The organism is Streptomyces sp. NPDC032940 (assembly GCF_040636935.1).
Lineage (GTDB): Bacteria > Actinomycetota > Actinomycetes > Streptomycetales > Streptomycetaceae > Streptomyces.
This window is the reverse complement of sequence record NZ_JBEZVJ010000006.1, coordinates 259,982-281,774: the sequence shown is the minus strand read 5'-3', so window position 1 is coordinate 281,774 and position 21,793 is coordinate 259,982. Positions and strand designations below refer to the sequence as shown.

Below are 21,793 nucleotides of genomic sequence, written 5' to 3'. Positions count from 1 at the left end.
TGCCGGGTTGCCCGGCGGGGAGCGAGGCTGTGACTGGGGCCAGGGGAAGGCACTGAGCGGTTAAGGTCGGACCGTGCCCAAGCTGAAGCAGTTGCATGCCGGTCACGCCTCGGCCGTGCTGGCGTTCGAGCTGGCCAACCGCGCCTATTTCGCCGCCTCGGTCGCCGACCGCGGCGACGCCTTCTTCGACACGTTCACCGACCGGTACAGCGCCCTGCTGGCGGAGCAGGAGGCCGGTGTCTGCGCCTTCTACGTGCTTGTCGCCGAGGACGGTTCGGTTCTCGGCCGGTTCAACCTGTACGACATCGGCAACGGCACTGCCGAGCTCGGCTACCGAGTCGCGCAGAGCGTCGCCGGCCATGGCGTGGCGACCGCGGCCGTCCGGGAGCTGTGCCGTCTGGCGGTGGCCCGGCACGGGCTGCGTACCTTGCGGGCGGGCACATCACGCGAGAACCTCGCCTCCCAAAGGGTGCTGGCCAAGGCCGGCTTCGTCCCGGCCGACCCGGCCGGCCCCGGTGACGCGTCGGGCCCCTGGTTCCAGTGCGACCTGCGCGGGCAGCAGTAGTACCCCCACTTCGGCGCCTGGCGGGACGACACAGCCGATCTGGTCATCCATGAACTCCTGGTGTGCCAGGTCCGTGAACGCGCCCGCGATGAGAGGACCCCGGCACTTCGCCGGGAGGCGGCCGGGGGTCTGCGCCGACGGCGGCCTCGCGGGAATCCGCAGTTCCTCGGTGCACGTCATATCCCTGACGCGAAGCTGGACCTCGCCGCGCTGCCCGGCGACGCAACGACTCTGGTACTGCCCCCGACGGCCGGCTCCTCTTCTTCGCCCGACTCCATCCCGACGACCTCGACGCTTCCGGCCGAGTTCCCGGTCCGGGCGGATCAGACGGTCTGCCGGAGGGCGGGGACGTTCGGCGCACCCAGCCCACACGTCAGGAGTCCCCGAGGGCCGAAACCACCGGACGCTGATCATGCCTCAGGCGGCCAGGTAGGCGGGGATCGGCGGAACACCCACTGTCCGTGGCTGCAAGGTGGGTCTTCCCACCCTCTCACCGGGCGGCCGAAGACATGGCAGCCCGGGTTTCCTCCTCGCCATCGGGCGCCTCGCGAGACGAGCCATGGAGGGCCGGCACACTGTTCGCCCATCAAGGCTGGTTGTTCAAACCATGTCAACGTCGCGAGGCAGCCCACATGATGCACGCCACACACCAGTGGTTCGAACCGCGGCCGCCACGGCGCCTGTTCCCGTCTCCCCTCCCCCGCTCTCCGGAAGGCATCAGCCATGGGACAGCTGTACCCCCCGTTCCCCACCGTGAAGGGACGCCGCTTCATCGGCGGTCCCCGACGCCTGCTCGCCGCCGTCACCGGCGCCCTCGCCCTGTCCACCGGTCTGGTGGCCGTCGGCCCGCCGGCCTCCGCCGCCGCCCTGACCCAGGTCACCGGATTCGGCTCCAACCCCGGCAACCTGTCCATGTACTCCTACGTGCCTGACGGCCTCCCTGCGAGCGCCCCTCTCGTCATCGCCTTGCACGGCTGCACACAAAGCGCGAGCGACTACTACGCGAAGTCCGGCTGGCCGAAGTTCGCCGACCGGTACCAGTTCGCCCTCGTCCTCCCCCAGACAACCGGCGCCAACAACGCCAACTCCTGTTTCAACTGGTTCGACTCCAACGACAGTGTGCGCGGCAGGGGCGAGGCTCTGTCGATCAAGCAGATGGTCGACACCGCCGTCGCCCGCTACGGCAGCGACACCAGCCGTGTCTACATCACCGGTCTGTCGGCCGGTGCCGGCATGACCGCGAACATGCTCGCCGCCTACCCGGACGTCTTCGCCGGCGGCTCCATCGACTCCGGTCTCCCCGCGTACTGTGCGACAAGCGTGTCCGCCGCGTACACCTGCATGTACAGCCCGCCGAACAAGACGCCCGCCCAGTGGGGCGACCAGGTCCGCGCCGCTGCACCCGCCGGCACCACCACCTGGCCGCGGGTGGCGATCTGGCATGGCACCTCCGACACCACCGTCGTACCGGCCAACGCCACTGAACTGCGCGACCAGTGGACGAACACGTGGGGCATCGGACAGACGCCCTCCCGTACCGAAAGCCTCTCCGGCAACACCACGTTGAGCGAGTACGACGACGCCTCCGGCAACCCCGCCGTCCAGGTCTACTCCATATCCGGCATGGCCCACGGCCTCGCGGTGGACCCGGGCAGCGGCCCGGAACAGTGCGGCACCGCCGGAACCTACTACCTCGACACCATCTGCTCCAGCTACCACACCGCCCGCTTCTGGGGACTCGACGGCAGCGGCAACGGCGGGGAGACCCCGGGCAACCTGCCCGCGCCCACCGGCCTGACGGTCGGCACCACCACCGACACCACCGTGTCGTTGAACTGGAGCGCCGTTCCCGGAGCGGCGTCCTACAACGTCTACCGCGGCGGCACGAAGGCGGGCACCACGACGACGCCCTCCTACACCGACACGGGCCTGACCGCGGGCACCCCGTACGCCTACACGGTGGCTGCGGTGGACGCGGCCGGGTCGGTGGGAACGCCGTCCTCGTCAGTGACCGCCACCACCACCGGCTCCACGCCCACCTGTTACACGGCGAGCAACTACCAGCACACCTCCGCCGGCCGCGCCTACCAGAGCGGCGGACAGACTTATGCCATGGGCTCCGGTCAGGCCATGGGCCTGTACAACACGTTCGTCACTCACACCCTCAAGCAGACCGCACCCGGTTACTACATCGTCGCCGACACCGGCTGCTAGGCCCTGAGCCCCGTCCGCGCAGCTCCGGTCGGACCGGGTCCACCGGGGCCGCGTGCCGTTCCCCACTCATCCGGCACCGTCGGAGACACGGGTTCGCCGACATGAAGCAAACGCAAGGTGGCCTCGGTGGCCGCAGGGCTGGTGCGGCCCGGCGGCGTGGTCATCCTCGACGGAGGTGCCACCGCCCCGGCCGTCGTCCACGCCCTGCCGAAGGAACTGGCCTGTACGGTGATCACCCACAGCCCGACGATCGCCGCCGCCCTGCTCGACCATCCTCAGGCCGAGGTCTTCGTGCTCGGCGGCCGCCTGTTCAAGCACTCGGCGGTCACCTGCGGCGCGGCCGCGTTCGAGGCCGCGCAGAACGTCTCCGCCGATCTCTTCCTCCTCGGCGTCACCGGCGTGCGCCCCGAGGCGGGACCGACCACCGGCGACGCCGAGGACGCCGCCATGAAACGCGCCCTCGCGGCACGGGCCGCGGGCACCTACGTCCTGGCCTCCTCCGAGAAGATCGGCACCGCGTCCCGGTACCGGTTCGACGCCTTCAGTTCGGGGCGCCCGGCGGCGCGGGTGGAGGTCACCTCCGGAGGAGAACCGCGTCATCCCGACGTCCGCGAGGGAGTCGAGTTGCGCGTCGAGGGACTGCCGAGCGGCCGCCGAGGCCCGGGTGCAGCCGAGGCGAGGTCAGGCGCCGTGCCCGTGCAGCTTCTTCTCGTCCGCCTGCGATGACGTCTCGCGCGCCCGGCCGCCCGGGGTTCCGTCCGGCTCGGGGAGGCTGATCTCCACGTGCCCGTCGACGACGCGTGTGTCGAAGGCCGGCTGGGGTGCGGTGGCGGGGCCGCGGACGTTCCAGCCGTCCGAGAGCCGGAACACGCTGCCGTGCCAGGGGCACTCGACGCACCCGTCGGCGATCGCGCCCTCGGACAGCGGTCCGGCCAGGTGGCTGCACCGCTCGGCCAATGCGTGGAAGGTGCCGCCCGCCTCGCGCACCACCAGGACCGGTACGTCGTCCACGGTGCGCCGCACAGCCCGGCCCACGGGGAACTCGTCCACGCTGCCGACCCGGTGCCAGCCCTCGGAGACGACGTGCGGGACCTCCTCGGCGTGATTGGCACCGGACGCCTGCCGGTAGGCCATGTGGCCACCAAGCATGCCGCCCGCGCCGACCGCCGTCAGTCCGAGGAAGCCGTACGCCCGTCCCTTGCCGGTCCGTCCGGTGACGCGGCAGACGAGCGAGGCGGAGTACAGGCCCAGGGCAGCCACGTTGGCCAGGGCGTGCACCAGCCCCACTCGGGTCTGCTGACGGTGCAGCTCGGCCAAGTCGACGGCGCCCGCCAGTGCGGCGGGAACGGCCGCCGCGATCCCGATGCCCACCAGGACCCCGGACTCACGGGAACGGTGGGGCCACAGGTCGAGCACGGCAGCCGACATCCAGCTGCCGATGGGTACCTGCACCATCAAGGGGTGCGCGGGATGGCCGAGCGGCTTGCCGTGCAGCACGTCCCGGGCCCGGCCCAGCGGGAGAGCGCGCACGCGTCTGGTCAGCACGTCGATGACCGCGTCCGCCCTGGGGTCACGCTCCAGGGCGTCGAGCAATGACAACATGCGATTCTGTCCCGCAATGCGACGCTCTGACCTTTTTCTCATGGGCGCAGGGTTTCCCCGGGCGCGAAGGGCAAACAACGGAGATGCACACAGTGGGCCCGTGCCCGCCTGGGCGACAGTGGCCGGTCCGCAAGGAGATCCTCCTCGCGGAGTTCCGCAGAGCCCGCGCGCCGGCCACGAAGGACGCCGCGGTCGACGGCTAGCCCGTCCGGGGCTCCCGAAGGGGGGCTCACATCGGGTCCTGTCCGTCCCTGAGGACGAGGGGTGCGGCCAGTCGTCGGTGTCGGGCGCGGTCGCGGTCGTGGTCGTGGTCGTGGTCGACGAGGTTACGAACCCTCCGTGAACGCGGAGGCGTGGTCGTCGGCCCACTGGCGGAACGTTCGCGGCGCCCTACCGAGGATGTCGGCCACCGCAGTGGTGATGTACGCGGGCTGCCCGACCGCCGCACTCCACGCGGCGAGCAGCATGTCGACGGCCGAGCTGGGCACCGTACCCTCCCACAAGCGTCGGAACTCGTCCGGCGTCATCTCCTCGAATGCGATCCGGCGCCCCAAGGCACCACCGATGACGTCCACCTGCTCGGCCTGAGTCAGCGATTCGGGGCCCGTCAGCACATAGTCGCCTCCGACGTGTCCGTCCTGACGGAGCGTCCGCGCCGCGACGGCCGCGATGTCGCGGTCGTCGACCGGCGCCGACTCGGCAGCACCGTAAGGCCACCTGACGACTTCGCCGGCCCGGATCGCGGGCGCCCACCAGGCCAGCGAGTTCGACGCGAACATCCCGGGCCGGATGATCGTCGACTCGAGTCCGGTGGCCGCGATGAGCCGCTCGAGGCCTGCGTGCAGCACCGCCATGGGATTGGGCTGCTGGAAGAAGGGATGCGGCGTCCGGTACGGGGAGGAGAGGAAGACGATCCGCCGCACGTGTGCCGCCAGCCGCTCGACGACTGCCGCGGCGGTCCGAGGCGGGGCGGTCCACACGAGGAACACCGCACCGGCGCCGCTCAAGGCCGGGTCGAGCGACTCAGGCGCGGTGAGGTCACCGATGAAGACCTCGACCTTCGCCGGCAACGTCGCCGCCGCCTCGGCCCGACGCGTGAGGGCACGGACTGGCAGCCCCGCGTCGAGAAGTTCGTCGATGACGACGCGGCCGACCCGGCCCGTCGCCCCGGTGACGAGCACGGGAGGCATGTCTGTCTGGTTCATGCCGCCCATGAAAACGTTACCCAGTTAAAAACGCAACTCGGTCACAAATGTTACGGTGGTCGGATGAGTGAGTCGACGGGGCTGCGGGCCCGCAAGAAGGAGCGGACGCGCGACGCCATCGCAGACGCGGCCGTCTCGCTGTTCCTGGAACGCGGCTTCGACCGCGTCTCGGTCAACGACGTCGCCGCGGCGGCCGAGATCTCCAAGCCGACCCTCTTCCGGTACTTCCCCACCAAGGAAGACCTGGTGCTGCACCGGTTTGCGGACCACCAGGGCGAGGCAGCACGCGTCGTACGCGACCGTGAGTCCGGCATCGAACCGGTGACGGCGCTGCACCGGCACTTCCGGGCCGGCCTCGATCGGTACGACCCCGTCACCGGCCTCAACGATCATCCCGAGGTGGTGGCGTTCCATCGGCTGGTGTTCACCACACCGAGCCTGGCAGGACGGCTCACGCGGTATCAGCTCGAGGACGAAGAGGCGCTGGCGAACGCCCTCGGCGAAGGCATCCGGGCACGCCTGCTGGCCGCCCAGGTGCTCGCGGTCCAACGGGTACTCGCCCGGGCCAACTGGCAGAAGATCGCCGACGGCCGCACCGCCCACGACGTCCACCCCGAGGCCGTAGCCGATGCCGACCAGGCATTCGACCAACTGCCGTGACAGGTGGCGCTCCGAACTCGGCATGGTGAACCTCGCCATGCCGCTCCCCCCCTCCGGGGCGCCGGCCATCACCCCCGCTCTCGTCGCAGCCTTGACCGTCACCCCTGCCGTGGATGCACCGCACGCACGTCATCAGGATCAGCCGTGGCCGGAATCATCCGATCAGGAGCCGACGTCGGCTCGCTCTCCCGATCGACTGCCGAGGTCGGCGGACAGCGCCGCGTAGATGTACTCGCTGCCCCAGCGATCCCCGTCGAGGTCGTTCTCGACCAGGTGCGCCTCCCGGCGCATCCCGAGACGCTCACAAACCCGCACAGACCCGGTGTTCTCCACGTCCAGCCGTGCGTAGAGCCGGTGCACGCCCAGCGTGTCGAAGGCGAACCCGGCCAGCGCGGCAGCCGCCTCGGTCGCGTAGCCGTGCCCCTGGTGACCCGGGTCGAGAGTCCAGCCGATCTCGGCCTGGGCGGCGCGGGCATCGGCCAGGGTGAGGCTCACCTCGCCGATGAGGCCGGTCTCATCGCGTCGGCAGACAGCGAGTGCGAGTTTGTCCCCGTCGGCGCGCCAGGCCGTCTGTGCCGCGCGCTCGAGGGCGACCTGCTCGCTGCGCTCACGCGTGTGCGCCGGCCGGTACAGGTAGCGCGCCACGCTCGGCAGGCTCTGGTAGGCGTACAGGTCGTCGGCGTCTTCGGGAGTGAACAGACGCAGTGACAACCGGGCCGTGGTCAACGGCAGCAGCGATGCGACGTCCATTCTGGCCTCCGGAACACGGACGTGGATCAAGATTCGGACTGATTTTCGCATCACGGCTGCCCTGCGGCCACGCCATTTCGAGAGCGACGCCCGGCAGCCGCACCTCATCACGAGGCGCGGGATTCCGGGAGTTGCTCACCTCGTCAGGCAGCGACGTGTCAGAGGCCGGGTCCTTCCTCTGACTCGTCGTAGTTCTCGCGTGCGCGTTCGATGGCGGGCATGTTCTGGGAGGCCCAGGCCAGCAGCACGTCGATGGGAGACCGAAGGGTCTTGCCGAGCGGTGTGATCCGGTACATGACCGCGACGGGACGGGTGGAGACGACGTGGCGTTCGATGACGCCGTTGCGTTCGAGTCGCCGGAGTGTCGCGGTCAGCGACTTCTGTGTGACGTGGGGGATGGCCCGGCGCAGTTCGTTGAAGCGGCACGGGTGCTCACAGAGCTCGTTGAGGACGCTGAGCGACCACTTGTCGAGGATCTGGTCGAGCAGTTCGCGGTGTGGGGCGTCGATGCGGAGTTCGTGGCCGGTATCCATGGCGAAACCTGGTCTCGTTGAGGTGTCCTTCGTCTACTAGGTAGCTTGAAGATACCTAGTAGAGGAGCAAAGACCCATGACGGTTCAGCACTTCACACCGGCAGGCATGCTGCAGCCTGTCCCCTACCATCACGTGGCCGTGGGCACCGGGGCGAAGCACGTCCACGTCAGCGGACAGGTCGCGCGTCGGGCCGACGGGGTTCCGGTCGCACCCGGGGATCTGGCCGGGCAGGTCGCCCAGGCGTTGCGCAACACCGCCGTCGGACTGGCGGGCGCGGGTGCGACGTTCGCAGACGTGCTGCGCCTGACGTTCTACGTGACCCGGTGGACCCCGGAGAAGATCGGCGACTTCATGGCGGGCGTGGAGGCCGTCGCCGAGGAGATCGGCCTCCCTGCTCCCCTGCCTCCGGCCTCCCTCATCGGTGTCGAGTATCTCTTCGAGCCGGACGTGCTCGTCGAGGTCGAGGCGACCGCGATCCTGGACTGATCCCTCGGGCCGGGGCCGTGCCTCGCGGCAGTCTCGGCACAGCAGGGCGAAGGCGGATCAGGCGGATACGGTCGCCCAGGGGGCGGCCGCGTCTTCCGCCTGTTGCAGCCTCGGGGCGTCGGGGCCCGGGGCGGCGACCCGGAGTTGGTGCGGGGGCTCGGCAGTGACGGTGCCTGCCCTCAGAGAGCGGTGGGAGCACCGGGGTGCTCCGGCAGGGCCAGCCAGTCCGACCAGGAGATCTCGCGGCCGATGAAGCGCGGCCGGTCGAACGGCCAGTCGGCTGCGATCCACTGCGGCACCAGCGCGTCGAGTGCTTGCTCGACCTTGCTGCCCACCAGTTCGTCCACCACCCACCAGGAGATCTCGCCGTCGGCGCCGGCCTTCTCCGGCGGGTCGATGTAGACGCAGCCGAGCAGAGCCGTCTCCTCCGCGTCGAACAGCGCGTAGTTGAAGGACTGGTGCGCGGCGATCTCCTTCTCGTGCCGCAGCAGGTCGGCCTGATCGGCCTCGTAGGTCATGGTGGCCGCGGGCCAGCCCCAGGCCGGGCCGAAGATGGTCCACAGCCGCTCACGCGAACCCATCACAGCCGGATAGTCGAGCGGGGTGTCGGCCTCCCGGATCGGCCGCAGGTGATGACCACCGCCCGGCAGCGTTACGTGGACGGGGTGGACGAAGTCATCGGGAAGCCAGCTCATGGTGCCCGACCGTAGCAGCGCGCGGCCATCCCCTCCCCTGGATTTTCCCCGTGCGCGGCCAGGCCCTGCTCTCATGCCGGGCAGGGCCGCGCGATCACCCCACGGCCTCCTGTCGCCCCTCTACGACAGGCCGGCCGAATCCACGGACCGCCTCCGGCCTGTCCCGGAGAGGGATCAACTCGGTGGACGTCCGAACAGGTCAGGTGACACGCTCCACCGCGTGACCGCCTTTCGGATCCTGGCCCGGTTCGGCTCCACCGGAGCTGTCGGCCCGCTGCACTGCGGCGCATCTCTGCATGAGATCGCGTCGACGCTCGGGCCGCCGTGGGACATCGGCCGGGTGAGCAAGCGGCGGCGTTGGCCGCATGTGTTCTCCTACGGGGACGCTGAGCTCTGTGTCTGTCGCTGCCGCCGCGTCACGATGATCAGCGTGCAGACCTGGCGGGACACCATCGAGCTTCCTGTCCCCGAAACGTCGGCACTCGCCACGTTCGCCGGGCCTGTCACCCACGCCGACGTCACAGCGGAGCTCAGGGCAGTCGGCTGCCGCCTGCGTCCCGGCACCCTCCATCAACCCCCCGGACAGCTGGCCCTGCAGGTCGAGAGGACGGGCGTCACCTTCACCTTCCGGGCAGAGGCCGGCTCCGAGCCCCTCCTCGACAGTGCGGGCCACTGGACAAGTGCCCACCAGTGCACACCCCCGGCAACCGACGCCCCGGATGACGCCTTCGGTGCGTGAACGAATCCGGGTGCGTGAACGAATACGGCTCGACCGATTGACCGATCCGGCGCAATGTTCCCGGAGCTTGACGACAAGGAATGGAAAGCCGCTTGAATCCACACGTTGCGGACTGGAGACCTCCGGGACATCGTCCTGGTCTCGACACCGCAGCCCGCTCCGGTGGTTGAGCGGCAGCGCCGGCCCGGCCGCCTGGTCGGCCGGCCGGCGTCAGTTCTCCGACATGCGGACGTCGGGCGGGTGCTGCCCCTGAACGCGGGTGTGCCTCAGGCGGTCTTGCGGGCGACGGCCCCGTAGATGCCGATTCCGGCCGCTGTCGCCGTCGGCGGCATCTCCGGTCGCCACAACGGGACTTGCACCAGGCCGGGCTCGTCCAGCTCGAAGCCGTCGAAGTACCGCTCGATCTCCGCGCGGGACCGCAGATTGAGAGGGTCGGTGGCCCTGCTGTAGACGGCCCGCGCCCCACTGCAGTCGGCGAAGTCGCCCGTGGCGTGCGAAAGCACCAGGTAGCTACCGGCCGGCAGTGCGTCGCGCAGCGTGGCGACGACCCGCTCGGGGTGCTGGGCGTCGGTGAGGAAGTGGAGGACGGAGACGAGAAGCAGGGCGACCGGCTCGGCGAAGTCGATGACGTCGCGGACGCCGGGGTGGTCCAGGAGGGCCTGCGGGTCGCGGAGGTCGGCGAGCGCGACGCTGATCGCGTCGGAACTGCGCAGCAGGGCGTCCGCGTGCGCGGTCACTATCGGATCGTTGTCGACGTACGCGACGCGCACGTCCGCCGCCATCTCGAGGGCCACCTCGTGCACGTTGGGCGAGTGGGGCAGCCCGGCGCCTATGTCGAGGATCTGCCGGAGGCCACCGCCGACGACGTGGCGCACGGCCCGCTCCAGGAAGGCACGGTTCGCTCGGGCTCCCACGCGCTCCTGGGGTGCGACGGCGACGAGTTCGTCACCGGCCTCCTGGTCCACCGGGTAGTTGTCCTTGCCGCCGAGCAGGTAGTCGTAGATCCTCGCAGAGTGAGGCCTGCCGGTGTCGATCTCCGGGACGCGTAAGCCGTGCTGTGCCACGTGGCGCTCCTCTCAGCGATCGCTGCGGTCAAGTGGGCGCCGGGAAGCGCGCACGGCGCGGCCACGGGCCGGCTGACTCAGGCTCGCCGGCACGAGAGCCTGCCGATGATGCGATCCTGCCCTTGCGTCCGACGGCGTGTCAACTAAAGTACACAAAGGCAAGATCGATGAGGGCGAGAGAGATCACCACGTGAGTGTGAGCCGTGACGAGGGAGAGTGCGCGGGTGGTGCCGGCGCCGAGACGCGGCGCTCGCAGCCGCTCTCTCTCGCGCAGAAGCTGAAGGCGCTCATGACTCGCCGAACGGACGCCAGGGGCAGGGCGTACGTCTCCCGCACCTTGTCTCAGGCTGTCGACGACCTGCCCGATCCACCCACGTCGGCGTCGTTCGCGCTCATCGCGAAGCTCGCCGGCGGTCAGCAGGACAACCCGACCATCAAGACCGTTCTCGCCCTGTGCCAGGCTCTCGGCGACGTGCCGCCGGCCTACCTGCTGCCGCACCGGAGCTACGACGACCTCGAAGCACTCCAGGCTTTCGAGAACCCCCTGGCCCGTCACGTGCTCGCTCTGCTGAACGACCTGCCGGAGAGCGAGGTGCGAGAGGTCGTCGCGCATCTGGAGCGACGGCGGCAGGCCCTCGGCATGCCGGCGGTGCCGGACGGCTCGGGCGCGGACGCCTCGGGTGCGGAGGGCTCGGGTGCGGAGGGCTCGGGTGCGGACGGCTCGCGCGTCGGGAAACCGAAGAAGGCCAGACGACGACGGACGGGAAACGAAGCCGCTCAATACGCGGCCGATGCACTGGAAGGTCTCTAATTGGACGGCATGATCTTCGGCTCCTGCACCGTTGCGGGAGTGATCGTCACCGTGCTCTGCACCCGGAGAGCCATTCATCACCCACGGGTCTTCACCTGGCTGATCGCCGTGGCGTTCGGGGTGTGCACCCTGGGAGTCTTCTTCGCGATACCCACGGTCGCCCGGGCCGCGGAGCAGGTCACCGGCCTGGACAACGCCGGCAAGCTGGTGGCACACATCTGCGCGATTCTCTGGTGTGCGTCACTGCAGATCACCATGGTGGACCTGGCCTATCGCCCGGAGTACCTGCGAACCGCCATGCAGCAGCGGATATTCGCGGCCGCCGTCGAGTTAGCCGTCATGATCCCGCTCTTCGTCGCGGCGAACGACGACGACGTCGAGTTCACCACGGCGTACGTCGACCACCCGTCCGTGGCCGCCTACCTGCTCATCTACCTCTCCTACGTCCTGGTCACGTGCGGTGAGCTGGTCTTCATGTGCGGCCGCACCGCCCAGCGCAGCTGGACCACTCGCCCGTGGACCGGCGCCGGCTTCGCCCTGTGCGCGCTCGCGGCCGCCTTGGGCGTCGGGTACACGATGTCCAAGGGGTCGTACATCGTCTTCTACACACTCGACAGCCCGTGGCCTCTCGAGGTCGAGGAGGCGGTGAGTCCGGCGCTCAGCGGACTCGCCGTACTGTTCCTCTTCGCCGGCCTGACCCTGCCCATGCTCGGCGGGCTGCTCCAGCGGCGGCCACGCCGGCGCCGTGAAGTCCCCGACAGCTGAGCCGCGTTGCATCCGGCCGTAGGCTGCACCACGTCGGTGCGGCCTACGAGTCGGTCAGTAGGTGACGTGCAGGGCCGTCAGGCTGCGGGAGCGCAGCGAAGGGCGCCACCGGGGCTCCACGTCCGTCGCCTGAAGACCGGGAAGACGCGCGAGCAGGGTCTGGAGGGCGATCTCCGCCTCCGTCCTGGCCAGTGTGGCCCCCAGGCAGTAGTGGATGCCGAGGCCGAGCGCGAGATGTCCGGTGGCGTCGCGCCCGATGTCCAGCCGGTCCGGATTCTCGAAGCGTGCAGGATCGCGGTTGGCTGCGGCCAGGGACAGCAGGACCGTCTGCCCGGCCGGCACGGTGACGCCGCCGAGCACCAGATCCTCGGTGGCGAACCGTCTGATGGCGAGCAGCGCGGGTCCCTCGAACCGGGCGAGTTCCTCCACGGCGCCCGGCAGACGGGCGGGATCGTCACGCAGGAGCGCCAACTGCTCCGGGTGCCGCAGGAGTACGAGCGCCGCGTTGCCGATCAGGTGCACGGTGTTCTCGAAGCCGGCCATGAGGATGAGGAAGGCGAGCGACATGAGCTCGTCCTCGCTGAGCGCGTCCCCCGCGTCGCGTACGTCGATCAAGTCGGAGAGCAGGTCGTCCGCCGGCCGGCGGCGCTTGTCGGCCAGGAGTTCGGTGAAGAAGGCGAGCATCGCGGCGACGGCGTCGCGGGCCGCTGCCGGGCGGGCGGGGTCGGGGGCGAGGAGTGCGTGGGTCCAGCCGCGGAAGTCGACGCGGTGGCGGTCCGGGACGCCGAGCAGGTCGCAGATCACCGTGATCGCCAGCGGCGCGGCGTAGGAGGCGATGAGATCGGTACGCCCGTGTTCGCCCAGGGGCTCGAGAAGTTGGTCCGCGGTCTTCTGGATGGGCACGCGGAGCTGCTGGATCCGGTTCGGGGTGAGGGCACGGCCGACCATGCGGCGGATGCGCGTGTGGTCGGGCGGGTCCATGTTGAGCAGGTTGGCGTCGAGCGCGGGCGGCAGGGCGAAGCCCGTGTACCCGTCCGCGGAGGTTCGCTTGTCCAGCGAGAGCCGGGGGTCCAGGAGCGCCTGTCGTACGTCGTCGTAGCGCGTGACCAACCAGGCCCTGCTCCCGTCCGGGCCGGTGATCGGATGCACGGGTGACGTGCTTCGCAGGCGGTCGTAAACCCGGTGGGGATCCTTGACGAGATCGTCCGCAGCGTCCATGGGGCCTACCCTAAGGGCTGCCCGTTCGTCGTCACCGGTGGCGGGGTCTGGGTGGAGTACCGATGTGCTGGGCCCGGTGGCCCGGGTCTGCTCGCGGGGAGCGTCAGCAGGCCACTCCCCCGTGCAGCGGAGTTCCGACCGGCCTTGGAACGCGTCGATGTTCCACACGTGCCGGGCCATGTTGTCTCGCGGGCACGTCTTGGAGCCCACCACAGGAGGAACCCGTGTCGTACCCGCAACGGCTCACCCCCGAGGAGGGACTCGCCGCCGCGAAGGAGCAGTTGAGCCTCCCGCGCATCGTCGTGATCTGCGGCTCCACCCGCTTCATGAGCGAGATGACCGACGCCGATGTGCGGGAGACCAAAGCCGGGAGGATCGTCGTCAAACCGGCCTGTGACACGAAGTCGCCGCACGCCCTGGGGTCCGACCCGGTCGAGGCCGAGGCGCTCAGGGTCCGACTCGGCGATCTGCACCGGGCGAAGATCCGGCTGGCCGATGAGGTGCTCGTGGTCGGCGACTACATCGGGGACAGCACTCGAGCCGAGATCGCCTACGCCCGGTCGCTGGGCAAGCCCGTGCGGTTCACGCATCCCGAAGTCGATCCTGACGCCTGACCGCCCACACCCACCCTCCGCGCGGTCCGCTGTCCACGCGAAGGCCGTCGCGAGCGGAGAAGGCAACGCGACCGGACACGACGTCCGGGCAAGCACCCCGAACCCTTCCGCCCTACGTCACCGGCATCGGACCGCGTGAAGTTCTCCGACACGCCCAGGTCGGGGCCCGACGGGACCACCTGGTGCAGACGCTGTTCACCATCAACGACCTCAAGGCGCCGATGGCCGACGACTACGCCGAGTACGACTTCGAGTACCTGCCCAACGGCGGGTGCGGCGAGCCGTCGAACATCGTCTACACGACGTCCTGGGAGACCTGCAACTCCGACTTCTGGCAGGCCGTCAACCAGCACTCCGAGTCCCGCACCGGCTACGCGGGCTGGCACGACCTGGTGGTGACGATCGACAACAGCGCCATCACGTACTACGTGGACGGGCGGCTCTTCGGCACGCATGACGCGCAGTACCTGCCGGAGCGGCCGATGTCGATCAACTTCAACCAGTGGCTCATCGACCTGAACGGCCAGACCTCGACGACGCCACGCGGCTACGACCAGCAGGTCGACTACGTCCTGCACGTCAAGGACCAGGTGCTGACCCCGGCGCAGGTGGCGGCGAAGGTTGCCGGGATCCGCAGTGCGGGCACGTCGTTCGTGGACGAGGTACCGGCCTCCTGATCCGCCCCGGCGGGGACGGTCGTGACAGCCGCTCCTCCTGAGCGGGCACGGACCGTCCCGCCGGCTGAGGCACGGGGGTGATGCCGTCCCGCCCCCCCGCGGCCGGCCGGCCCGCCCCGTCCGTCTAGGCTTCTGTCCGCGTCGGCCCTTCGGCCGGTCGGGATCAGGGGGACGACAGTTCGATGAGCAGCGGCACCACCGAGGTGTTCCGGCCTCTTCAGGCGGGCGATCCTTCCGTCGTGGCCGGCTACCGGCTCGTGGCCCGGCTGGGCGCGGGGGGCATGGGGCGGGTGTACCTGTCGCACACCCAGGGCGGCCGGCCGGTGGCGATCAAGGTGGTGCGGCCGGAGCTGGCCGACGATCCGGCCTTCCGGCGGCGGTTCCGCAGGGAGGTGGAGGCCGCCCGCCGGGTCAGGGGCGCCTACACCGCGGAACTCGTCGACGCCGACACCGACGGCGTACCCCCGTGGCTCGCCACGCTGTACGTGCCCGGGCCGTCCCTCACGGCGGCCGTCGCCCGGCGCGGGCCGCTGCCGGTGTCCGCGGTGCTGTGGCTGATGGCCGGCGTGGCCGAGGCGTTGCAGGCGATCCACAGCGTGGGCGTCGTGCACCGCGACCTCAAGCCGTCCAACGTACTGCTGGCCGCCGACGGGCCACGGGTGATCGACTTCGGTGTCTCGGTCGCCGCCGGCCTCTCCTCGCACACGGCTACCGGCGCCACAGTCGGCACGCCTCACTTCATGGCCCCCGAACAGGCGGTCGCCGGTGAGGTCTCCCCGGCGACCGACGTCTTCGCGCTGGCCCAGACGGCGGCCTTCGCCGCTCTGGGCGAGCCCTTGTACGGGGACGGTACGGCGCCCGTGGTGCTGTACCGGATCGTGCACGAGGAACCCGACCTGTCCCGGCTGCCGAAGCAGTTGCGTCCGCTGTTCGCCCGGTGCCTGGCGTCCGATCCGCGGGAGCGGGCCACGCCGGCTGAGGTCGTGCAGTGGTGCCGAGGGCAGTTGGGAGCGGACGCGGGCGCGGGGCCGGCCGTCTGGAACGAGGTCACGGGACCCGAGGCGGCCGTTCCGGACCCGGCGGGCACTCCCGTGGCATCGCCGACCGCCGCGGCGACGCTGTCGCTGAGACCCGCCCGGCGCCGGGTGCTCGGGCGGCGGACCGCGCTGGTCACGTCCGCGGCCGTGGCGGCGGGCGCTCTGGTGTGGACGGGTCTGACGTGGTTCGGCGGCGATCGGTCCGGCGCCGGCGGGGCGGCCGCGGGCACGCCCACCTCGGCTCCCGCACCGACGAGGGCCGCACGGTCCACGGCGTCGCCGTCACACACCTCGTCGGCCGCCGGGGACTCTCCTCGGGCCTCGCCGGCCGCCGGCGACTCCCCCCGGGCCTCGGAGACCGCCTCGGTCGTCTCCTCGGCGGCGGATGCCGTCGTGCTGTCCCCCGTGTGGCTGTACCGGACGAACTCGCTGAGCCTCGACGAACCGATGCTCCGCACCGATCGCGGGGGCGACATCCGCCTCGACTGCGAGGACGGCATCGACTGCGAGCTGCGCAGCGGCACCAGCCGGTTCGTGCAGCTCTTCAACGGGAAGGCGGCCTCCCTCGACGTGTGCCGTCGCCTTCTCGGCGACGCCACCGGTGCCGACTACCGCTCCTCGTCGCTCTCGGCGGCCGACTCCGGCACCCAGCTCTGCGTCGGGAACGACGCGGGTGACGTCGCGGCGCTGACGATCCAGGTCAAGCAGACGGCCCTGCAGGAGGAGGCCTTCCTGCAACTGGGCATGACCGTCTGGAGCAAGGCGACCTGACGTCTTCGAGCAGGGTGAGGTGCTCGCCTTACGTCGGAGGTAATCGTCTCAATCCGTCCGCGCAGGCAAGCTTGCCGATGTCTCCGCGTCGACGGGACGCGGAACGAGACGAAGGGGCGGTCATGCCGACAGCCGCGTCCATGAGCACGCGCACCGTGGTCGAGGAACTGCTGCGGAGGATCGCGGGGGGCGATCCCGAGCGCATCGCCGAGCTGTACGCCGAGGAGGGCGACTGGAAGCTGGACTGGCCGGAGGCCGAGCACGGTCGCCCCGCCACGCCGTGGATCCGTCACCGGTCCACCCGGGCGGACGCAGCCGCCCACTATCGCGAGCTCGCCGGGCATCATGTGCCGGAGTACGCGGCCACCGAGGTCGAGCGCGTACTCATCGACGGAGACGACGCAGTCGTGCTCGGGGAGATCCGCCAGACCGCCCGTCCGACCGGACGTGCGTATCGCGCCCGGTTCGCCCTGCACCTCACCGTCGAGGCCGGTCTCATCACCCGGCATCACGTCTACGAGGACAGCCTCGCCGTCGCCCAGGCCTTCGAGAGGGAACTGGCCCCGTGACCGGCGCGCATTCCTGTATGTACCGGCCGAGCACGCCGAGCATGGTCACCTCGCCGGCGAGCAGCAGGCGTTCGACCAGGCCGATCAGCTCCCGGCCGCCAGGGCCCGCCGAGTAGGCCATCAGCGCGGCGCCGGCCAGGGCGGTAAATGACAGGATACGCAGCCATCGGGCCGTTCGGCCCGCGTGCGGTTCGGCGCCGAGCCGCCGGGCCAGGAGCAGCCCGGCGGCCGGCAGCGCGGCGAACGCCGCGACGGAGGCGTAGCGGTGCACGTACGCGGACCCGCTCAACTGTGTCGTCAGCGGGTCGGTCGGTACGACAGCCGCGATGACGAGGCCAAGGCCCCAGACGGCCAGCAGGAAGGAGGGAAGACCGCGCACGGGCACGCATCGCCCCCTCGCCACCGCCAGGAGCACCAACGAGACCACACCCAGCATGGCCATGCTTGTCTCGATCGGGCCCCCGCGGTCCAGGGCGGCGAAGTCGCTGACGGTCAGGTAGAACGGACTGAGTTCGGGATCCGTGTCCGAAGGGGACCACAAGGCTGCGCCCACGGCCAGGGCGACGGCGGTCCAGACTACCGGGGCGAGTAAGTGGCTGAAGGTGCGGCGTCTCGGAGTGATCATGGCCTCATCCTCCGGTCCAGCGGCGCGCCCGACCTCCGGCACCGACCCTGAAGCACCCCTGATTCCGATCCCCGACGGCAGCCGGGGACGCTGCAGCAGCCGGCTCGGGGGACCAGCTGCGCCCTGCGTCGTCCCCTCCTTCGAACGAGGCGGTGGTCAGCAGGACTTCCATACCGGTGCGCCGCATTGCGGGCTGAGCCGCGGGACGGGGCCCGGCAGGCAGGTGTCGGTGTGCATCGCGGTGCGAGGGTCTCTCGTACCTCCGGGGTCATGTCCCTGCCGCGTCAGGTGGCATGGATCCGTCGCTCCAGCCCCACGTCTGCCGGGGACAAGGCCGGGTTGATCAGGCTGCGGCGAAGTGACCGGAGGGACATTCATGGCCGCAATCCTGCCAACTGCCTCTGACAACGGCTCTCACCTGGAACGTCGGGCTAGGCCTCGACGGACGCGGCCGACCTCGCGACCCGCTCGATCTTCGCGCGGTAGGCAGCACGGGCTTCCTCGTCGATCTGCTGCTCGTGTTCGCGACGCATCCCTGTCCGGCCGTCCAGGGTCTCGCGCAGGATGTCGGCGTGGCCCGCATGCCGGTTGATCTCGCCGAGGACATGAACCATGACGGCGAACAGGTTCGTGTTGGGAGAGGGCTCCGGCCACCACGGCACGTGGCCGGGGGCGTCGAGGCGAAGCTCGTCGATCGTCGCGTCCGAGTGTGCCCACGTGCGCCGGCAGAACCCGGTGATGTGGTCCCGGGTCTCGTCCTCTGCGGCCCACAGATCGCCACCGTCGTAGTCCTGCCACGGGGGCAGCGGTTCCGGGGAGGGGCGGTCGAAGACCTCGCCGAAGTACCTGGCCTCGACGGTGGCCACGTGTTTGACCAGGCCGAGGAGGTTGGTCCCGGTCACCGTCAGCGGTCGGCGGGCGTCGTACTCGGACAAGCCCTCGAGTTTCCAGAGCAGCGCCTGGCGGTCGCGCCGCAGTCTCCCGTGCAGGTTGTCCTTCGCGAATTCGTCGATCATGCGGAATGAGCCTTCCATGGGCTGCTCGTGGTCTCAAGATCCCTTACGTGGTCCCGGGTGAGCATCCAGCCGCCGGTCAGCGTCGCCGCGCCGCCCGCCAGGACGATCGCGCCGTCCGGTCCGGCTCCCGCGTCGGCGACGATCAGACCCTCCGCGCCCGCCACGAACGCGGGGGTAGCCACTGGGCCGGCATCAGTCGTCGCACCGTGCGGACGCGCAGCCGCAGGCCGGCGCCCCGCAGGCTCCTCTGCCTGCTGCTGCGCTCGCTCGTTCTGTCCATCGCCGCAGCATTGCGTATCTCGAACGCTCGCGGCCGGTGCCCGGCACCAGGTGGATTGCCGTTCCAGGTCAGGAGGGCCGGAGGATTCCGTTGCCGGGCGCTGTGCGGGCGAACCATGTCCGCGTCTCGTCCTCGGTCAGCACGCGGGTCAGTTCGGCCGTCCCCGGCAGATGCGGGAAGAACCGGTCGGCGTTCCAGCTGCGCCGGTACATCGGCTCGTCGAGCACGAGGAGGCGGCGTCCCTCCACTACGGGGATGTCGTCGGGCAGCCCTTCGTTCCAGATCTGCGTGCCGTCGGCGGCGAGGAGTTCGAAGGTGCCGGTCGCGACGGTCTGGGTCCGTCCCTGTGCGGGCTCGGGGTCGGTGGCCAGGCGAACGCTCTCCGCAGACGGCGGGGTTCCGGGCACATGGCCGCCGCCGACGAGGACGTGGGCGAGCAGTGTGTGCAACTGGAAGTTGTCCCCGATTCCGCCGATGCGTACCTCGAACCCGGTTCCGGTCGGCCGGTGCAGCACCACGAGCGGTTCGTCGTCCAGGACGGCCAGCGCATAGGCCAGGCATTTGAGGTCGTGCCGCTCCAGGGCCGCAAGCTCGCGGCAGGCGGGCAGGATCTCGGATGCGTGCCGACGGCGCACCTCGGCGCTGCGGCACAGCACGGCCAGCGCGGGCGGCTGCCATTCCTCGACCGAACACCAGGCCAGCGCCAACCGCGTGGTCTCGTAGCGGTCGCCACCGAGGCGGGCCAGCAGCTCGTCGTCGATGATCTTCTCGTCCGGCTCGGGCAGTTCCTTCTCGGCACCGAGGGTGGAGGTCCAGCGGCGAGTGAACTCCAGGGCCTCGAGGAGATCCTGGTGGACTCCTCCGAGGATCGGTTCGGCACAGCCCACGGGATCGGCCCCGCGCTCGACGCAGTATCCGGCCGCCATCGCCAGCATCGGGCGCGGCCCGGTAGGCGGGAACGCCGGAATCAACGCTGCCAACCGAGGTCCTGCCAGAACGCGTTCAGCGTCCGAGGCCGACTGCACGGTGTGCATCATGGCGGTGAAGGCGCGCCCGGTGCGGTCGCCATCGCGGGCGGCGACCGCCTCTTCCAGCTCGGACACGACGGCGATGAGGCCCGTGGCCTCCCGCTTTCTCTTGAAGATCACCGGCATACCTTAGGTCCGAGGTCTGTCCGGTGTCATCAGTCCCAGGGCGGGCCGTCACCCGGCCACAGCGATGTGCCCAGCCTGTCACGGCGGGTGGCTACACGTCCCGCGCGGTGGTCGGTGGCTGCTGGGTCAGTGAGGAGAGGAGTTCGCGGCCCTGCCGCCACGAGCCCAGACCACTGGCGGAGTTGATGTGGCCGCACGCGCCGGCCACGTGCCATCGCGCCTCCCACCGCGCCGCGAAGCCGGCGGCCGCCTCGGGACGGCAGTACGGGTCGTCGGAGCTGCCCACCACCAAGGCCGGGCACGGCAACGGTCGTGCCGACACCTCGGTGAACGTCGCGGCCGCCTAGCGTGGGAACGCCGGACCCTGCGGGTCGGGCGGCGCGACCAGGAACGCGCCGAGGGTGGGGCTCGACGGGTTCTGGTTCAGCCACGTGGACGCCGCCCAGCAGCCCAGGCTGTGGGCGACCAGCACGACGTGGCTGTCCTGCCGGGAAGCCGCGTCGTACGCCTCCTGCACGGCGTCGACCCAGTCGTCCAGGTCCGGGGCGGCCCATGAGGCGGGAGAGATCCTCACCGCCGAGTCGCCCCACTGCCGCTCCCACAAGCTCTGCCAGTGCTGCCCGTCCGAGCCGTCGATGCCCGGGATGACGACGTACGCGACCACTGCTCACCGCCCGTTTCCCCAGTCGCTCCCGACGGTCACGGGAGCGCCGGACACAGATTATGCGGAGCGCATGCCTCCTTGAACTGCGCAGGGGACGTATGCCGGAAGGGAGCTGACGGTGGAGAAGGCAAGACGTGGCAGACGGGGAGTCGTCCTGGGCGGTGTCGCGTTCACCCTGAGCATGGCCTGCGTGTGCACCCCGTACGGGTCCTACTCGGGTCGGGCGTGCACGACGCGACGGTCGCGGAGATCTCGGGGACCTGGACATGCACCGAGGGCACGCAGGTGGCCCTGCACCGCGACGGTAGGGCCGTCTTCCGGAAGCTGGACGGAGCCGACTTCGACTTCGATGACGGCTGGCGCCTGTCGGGCACCGGCACCTGGCGCCTCACCGATACCAGGCCCCGGCTGTCCTTCTTCTACGGGGACCCGGATGCCGGAAACGAATACACCCTGTCCCACATCCGGGCATGACCCGCGCTCCGGTGCCCTCCGTGAAGAGCGGACGACTGCCCCCGGGGAGGACGGCGACGGGCCCGGCCCGGTGGAGGCCGAGGCCGGGCCCGTCGTGCGTGGTACTCGGCGCCGTCACCCGGTGTGCGACCGTTCGCCCGGGCCGCGTGTCAGTGCGCGCCGCCCTCGCAGATCGTGCCGGTGGAGTTCCACAGGCAGGAGCGCAGCCAGACGTTGCGGACCTTGACCGTGGCGTGCTTGCCGTAGTTCCACGACTCGGTGCCCTTGCCGGCGCTCGTCTTCGCCAGGGTCCTCTGGGTGGGGACCCACTGCGACCCGTTCCAGTACTCGTACATCACCTGGGCCAGCGCGCCGTAGCCGTCGCCGGCGGTGTCGCGGGCGTAGCCGTAGACCGACGCATTGCCGCTGGAGTTCCAGGAGATCTCGATGTAGCTGCGGGCGCCCTTCCAGTCGGACGACGTGTACCGGTAGCTGGCGTAGCTCTTCCACGGGTCCTCCCAGTGGCCCGCGGCCGAGGCCTGGGGGGCGAAGCCCACCACCATGGCCGCCGTCGCCGCGAAGGCACCGCAGATCGTGGAGGTGCGTCCGATGCGCATGCGATTCC

The 21,793-nt window shown here is 70.4% G+C and carries 23 protein-coding genes and 4 pseudogenes; 14 read left to right on the top strand and 13 right to left on the bottom strand.

Annotated elements, in window-relative coordinates; translation table 11 throughout:
* Nucleotides 1–73: 73 nt before the first annotated feature.
* The 4 genes and pseudogenes from AB0E77_RS11485 to AB0E77_RS11470 form a co-directional block, all read left to right on the top strand.
* Entirely contained in the window at nt 74–565 is a 492-nt protein-coding gene (locus tag AB0E77_RS11485) for a GNAT family N-acetyltransferase (protein WP_361568785.1), read from the top strand.
* A pseudogene (locus AB0E77_RS11480) lies at nt 566–652 on the top strand (IS5/IS1182 family transposase); the annotation flags it as partial.
* Between the two features lie 636 nt (nt 653–1,288).
* Nucleotides 1,289–2,779: a PHB depolymerase family esterase gene (locus AB0E77_RS11475; RefSeq protein WP_361568783.1), complete on the top strand. Its 1,491-nt coding sequence runs from the start codon at nt 1,289–1,291 to the stop codon at nt 2,777–2,779.
* A 108-nt stretch (nt 2,780–2,887) separates the two neighbouring features.
* Nucleotides 2,888–3,310 (top strand): annotated as a pseudogene (locus AB0E77_RS11470) (DeoR family transcriptional regulator); the annotation flags it as partial.
* A 150-nt stretch (nt 3,311–3,460) separates the two neighbouring features.
* Here AB0E77_RS11470 and AB0E77_RS11465 read toward each other — a convergent pair.
* On the bottom strand, nt 3,461–4,381 hold the full coding sequence (locus tag AB0E77_RS11465; RefSeq protein ID WP_361568781.1) for a Rieske 2Fe-2S domain-containing protein: 921 nt from the start codon (nt 4,379–4,381) through the stop codon (nt 3,461–3,463).
* Nucleotides 4,382–4,707: 326 nt separating this feature from the next.
* The gene (locus AB0E77_RS11460; RefSeq protein ID WP_361568779.1) at nt 4,708–5,595 is read right to left on the bottom strand and encodes an NAD(P)H-binding protein; all 888 of its coding nucleotides are present in this window, start codon (nt 5,593–5,595) and stop codon (nt 4,708–4,710) included.
* 54 nt (nt 5,596–5,649) lie between these two features.
* Between AB0E77_RS11460 and AB0E77_RS11455 the strand changes: the two genes are divergently transcribed.
* Nucleotides 5,650–6,246, top strand: a complete 597-nt coding sequence (locus AB0E77_RS11455; protein WP_361568777.1) for a TetR family transcriptional regulator — start codon at nt 5,650–5,652, stop codon at nt 6,244–6,246.
* 162 nt (nt 6,247–6,408) lie between these two features.
* On the opposite strand, the gene AB0E77_RS11450 is transcribed toward AB0E77_RS11455, so the two are convergent.
* Both AB0E77_RS11450 and AB0E77_RS11445 read right to left on the bottom strand, forming a co-directional pair.
* On the bottom strand, nt 6,409–6,996 hold the full coding sequence (locus AB0E77_RS11450) for a GNAT family N-acetyltransferase (RefSeq protein WP_361568775.1): 588 nt from the start codon (nt 6,994–6,996) through the stop codon (nt 6,409–6,411).
* Nucleotides 6,997–7,154: 158 nt separating this feature from the next.
* Entirely contained in the window at nt 7,155–7,529 is a 375-nt protein-coding gene (locus tag AB0E77_RS11445; RefSeq protein WP_361568773.1) for a helix-turn-helix domain-containing protein, read from the bottom strand.
* Nucleotides 7,530–7,605: 76 nt separating this feature from the next.
* Here AB0E77_RS11445 and AB0E77_RS11440 point away from each other — a divergent pair, with 76 nt between their 5' ends.
* The gene (locus AB0E77_RS11440; protein ID WP_361568771.1) at nt 7,606–8,016 is read left to right on the top strand and encodes a RidA family protein; all 411 of its coding nucleotides are present in this window, start codon (nt 7,606–7,608) and stop codon (nt 8,014–8,016) included.
* A gap of 179 nt (nt 8,017–8,195) precedes the next feature.
* Here AB0E77_RS11440 and AB0E77_RS11435 read toward each other — a convergent pair whose 3' ends face one another.
* Nucleotides 8,196–8,711, bottom strand: a complete 516-nt coding sequence (locus AB0E77_RS11435; protein WP_361568769.1) for an N-acetyltransferase — start codon at nt 8,709–8,711, stop codon at nt 8,196–8,198.
* 220 nt (nt 8,712–8,931) lie between these two features.
* Between AB0E77_RS11435 and AB0E77_RS11430 the strand changes: the two genes are divergently transcribed.
* The gene (locus AB0E77_RS11430; RefSeq protein ID WP_361568768.1) at nt 8,932–9,450 is read left to right on the top strand and encodes a hypothetical protein; all 519 of its coding nucleotides are present in this window, start codon (nt 8,932–8,934) and stop codon (nt 9,448–9,450) included.
* A gap of 266 nt (nt 9,451–9,716) precedes the next feature.
* Here AB0E77_RS11430 and AB0E77_RS11425 read toward each other — a convergent pair whose 3' ends face one another.
* Nucleotides 9,717–10,514 (bottom strand): SAM-dependent methyltransferase, encoded by a 798-nt coding sequence (locus AB0E77_RS11425; protein ID WP_361568767.1) that lies wholly within the window; start codon nt 10,512–10,514, stop codon nt 9,717–9,719.
* Between the two features lie 196 nt (nt 10,515–10,710).
* On the opposite strand from AB0E77_RS11425, the gene AB0E77_RS11420 reads away from it, so the two are divergent.
* Nucleotides 10,711–11,325 carry a hypothetical protein gene (locus AB0E77_RS11420; RefSeq protein WP_361568765.1) on the top strand — a complete coding sequence of 205 codons (615 nt, stop codon included), beginning with the start codon at nt 10,711–10,713 and terminating at the stop codon, nt 11,323–11,325.
* Nucleotides 11,326–11,334: 9 nt separating this feature from the next.
* A complete protein-coding gene (locus AB0E77_RS11415; protein ID WP_361568864.1) occupies nt 11,335–12,090 on the top strand; it encodes a hypothetical protein in 756 nt (251 codons plus the stop codon).
* Between the two features lie 54 nt (nt 12,091–12,144).
* Here the strand turns inward: AB0E77_RS11415 and AB0E77_RS11410 are convergent, their stop codons facing one another.
* A complete protein-coding gene (locus AB0E77_RS11410) occupies nt 12,145–13,308 on the bottom strand; it encodes a cytochrome P450 (protein ID WP_361568763.1) in 1,164 nt (387 codons plus the stop codon).
* Nucleotides 13,309–13,532: 224 nt separating this feature from the next.
* On the opposite strand from AB0E77_RS11410, the gene AB0E77_RS11405 reads away from it, so the two are divergent.
* The 4 genes and pseudogenes from AB0E77_RS11405 to AB0E77_RS11390 all read left to right on the top strand — a co-directional run bounded on the left by AB0E77_RS11405 (nt 13,533) and on the right by AB0E77_RS11390 (nt 16,976).
* The gene (locus AB0E77_RS11405) at nt 13,533–13,922 is read left to right on the top strand and encodes a hypothetical protein (RefSeq protein ID WP_361568762.1); all 390 of its coding nucleotides are present in this window, start codon (nt 13,533–13,535) and stop codon (nt 13,920–13,922) included.
* Nucleotides 13,923–14,045: 123 nt separating this feature from the next.
* Nucleotides 14,046–14,599: pseudogene (locus AB0E77_RS11400) on the top strand (glycoside hydrolase family 16 protein); the annotation flags it as partial.
* 182 nt (nt 14,600–14,781) lie between these two features.
* Nucleotides 14,782–16,407 (top strand): protein kinase, encoded by a 1,626-nt coding sequence (locus tag AB0E77_RS11395; RefSeq protein WP_361568760.1) that lies wholly within the window; start codon nt 14,782–14,784, stop codon nt 16,405–16,407.
* A 122-nt stretch (nt 16,408–16,529) separates the two neighbouring features.
* Nucleotides 16,530–16,976 (top strand): nuclear transport factor 2 family protein, encoded by a 447-nt coding sequence (locus AB0E77_RS11390; RefSeq protein ID WP_361568759.1) that lies wholly within the window; start codon nt 16,530–16,532, stop codon nt 16,974–16,976.
* Here the strand turns inward: AB0E77_RS11390 and AB0E77_RS11385 are convergent.
* The 5 genes and pseudogenes from AB0E77_RS11385 to AB0E77_RS11365 form a co-directional block, all read right to left on the bottom strand.
* Complete coding sequence (locus AB0E77_RS11385; RefSeq protein ID WP_361568757.1) at nt 16,906–17,601, bottom strand: DUF998 domain-containing protein; 696 nt, start codon at nt 17,599–17,601, stop codon at nt 16,906–16,908. The two genes, AB0E77_RS11390 and AB0E77_RS11385, sit on opposite strands and share 71 nt — an antisense overlap.
* Before the next feature lie 431 nt (nt 17,602–18,032).
* On the bottom strand, nt 18,033–18,617 hold the full coding sequence (locus tag AB0E77_RS11380) for a DinB family protein (RefSeq protein WP_361568755.1): 585 nt from the start codon (nt 18,615–18,617) through the stop codon (nt 18,033–18,035).
* Entirely contained in the window at nt 18,614–18,799 is a 186-nt protein-coding gene (locus AB0E77_RS11375) for a hypothetical protein (RefSeq protein WP_361568753.1), read from the bottom strand. The genes AB0E77_RS11380 and AB0E77_RS11375 overlap by 4 nt, the downstream gene beginning before the upstream one ends.
* Nucleotides 18,800–18,965: 166 nt before the next feature.
* A complete protein-coding gene (locus AB0E77_RS11370) occupies nt 18,966–20,051 on the bottom strand; it encodes a hypothetical protein (protein WP_361568752.1) in 1,086 nt (361 codons plus the stop codon).
* 91 nt (nt 20,052–20,142) lie between these two features.
* Nucleotides 20,143–20,715, bottom strand: a pseudogene (locus AB0E77_RS11365) (alpha/beta hydrolase).
* 225 nt (nt 20,716–20,940) lie between these two features.
* Between AB0E77_RS11365 and AB0E77_RS11360 the strand changes: the two are divergent.
* On the top strand, nt 20,941–21,189 hold the full coding sequence (locus tag AB0E77_RS11360) for a hypothetical protein (RefSeq protein ID WP_361568750.1): 249 nt from the start codon (nt 20,941–20,943) through the stop codon (nt 21,187–21,189).
* A gap of 149 nt (nt 21,190–21,338) precedes the next feature.
* Here the strand turns inward: AB0E77_RS11360 and AB0E77_RS11355 are convergent, their stop codons facing one another.
* A complete protein-coding gene (locus AB0E77_RS11355; RefSeq protein WP_361568748.1) occupies nt 21,339–21,785 on the bottom strand; it encodes a hypothetical protein in 447 nt (148 codons plus the stop codon).
* Nucleotides 21,786–21,793: the final 8 nt, after the last annotated feature.

Bases quoted from the DNA above. Each gene is read 5' to 3' on its own strand.
- AB0E77_RS11475 (WP_361568783.1), top strand. From the start codon at position 1,289: ATGGGACAGCTGTACCCCCCGTTCCCCACCGTGAAGGGACGCCGCTTC.
- AB0E77_RS11465 (WP_361568781.1), bottom strand. From the start codon at position 4,381: ATGTTGTCATTGCTCGACGCCCTGGAGCGTGACCCCAGGGCGGACGCG.
- AB0E77_RS11460 (WP_361568779.1), bottom strand. From the start codon at position 5,595: ATGGGCGGCATGAACCAGACAGACATGCCTCCCGTGCTCGTCACCGGG.
- AB0E77_RS11455 (WP_361568777.1), top strand. From the start codon at position 5,650: ATGAGTGAGTCGACGGGGCTGCGGGCCCGCAAGAAGGAGCGGACGCGC.
- AB0E77_RS11450 (WP_361568775.1), bottom strand. From the start codon at position 6,996: ATGGACGTCGCATCGCTGCTGCCGTTGACCACGGCCCGGTTGTCACTG.
- AB0E77_RS11445 (WP_361568773.1), bottom strand. From the start codon at position 7,529: ATGGATACCGGCCACGAACTCCGCATCGACGCCCCACACCGCGAACTG.
- AB0E77_RS11440 (WP_361568771.1), top strand. From the start codon at position 7,606: ATGACGGTTCAGCACTTCACACCGGCAGGCATGCTGCAGCCTGTCCCC.
- AB0E77_RS11435 (WP_361568769.1), bottom strand. From the start codon at position 8,711: ATGAGCTGGCTTCCCGATGACTTCGTCCACCCCGTCCACGTAACGCTG.
- AB0E77_RS11415 (WP_361568864.1), top strand. From the start codon at position 11,335: ATGATCTTCGGCTCCTGCACCGTTGCGGGAGTGATCGTCACCGTGCTC.
- AB0E77_RS11410 (WP_361568763.1), bottom strand. From the start codon at position 13,308: ATGGACGCTGCGGACGATCTCGTCAAGGATCCCCACCGGGTTTACGAC.
- AB0E77_RS11395 (WP_361568760.1), top strand. From the start codon at position 14,782: ATGAGCAGCGGCACCACCGAGGTGTTCCGGCCTCTTCAGGCGGGCGAT.
- AB0E77_RS11390 (WP_361568759.1), top strand. From the start codon at position 16,530: ATGCCGACAGCCGCGTCCATGAGCACGCGCACCGTGGTCGAGGAACTG.
- AB0E77_RS11385 (WP_361568757.1), bottom strand. From the start codon at position 17,601: ATGATCACTCCGAGACGCCGCACCTTCAGCCACTTACTCGCCCCGGTA.
- AB0E77_RS11380 (WP_361568755.1), bottom strand. From the start codon at position 18,617: ATGATCGACGAATTCGCGAAGGACAACCTGCACGGGAGACTGCGGCGC.
- AB0E77_RS11370 (WP_361568752.1), bottom strand. From the start codon at position 20,051: ATGCCGGTGATCTTCAAGAGAAAGCGGGAGGCCACGGGCCTCATCGCC.
- AB0E77_RS11355 (WP_361568748.1), bottom strand. From the start codon at position 21,785: ATGCGCATCGGACGCACCTCCACGATCTGCGGTGCCTTCGCGGCGACG.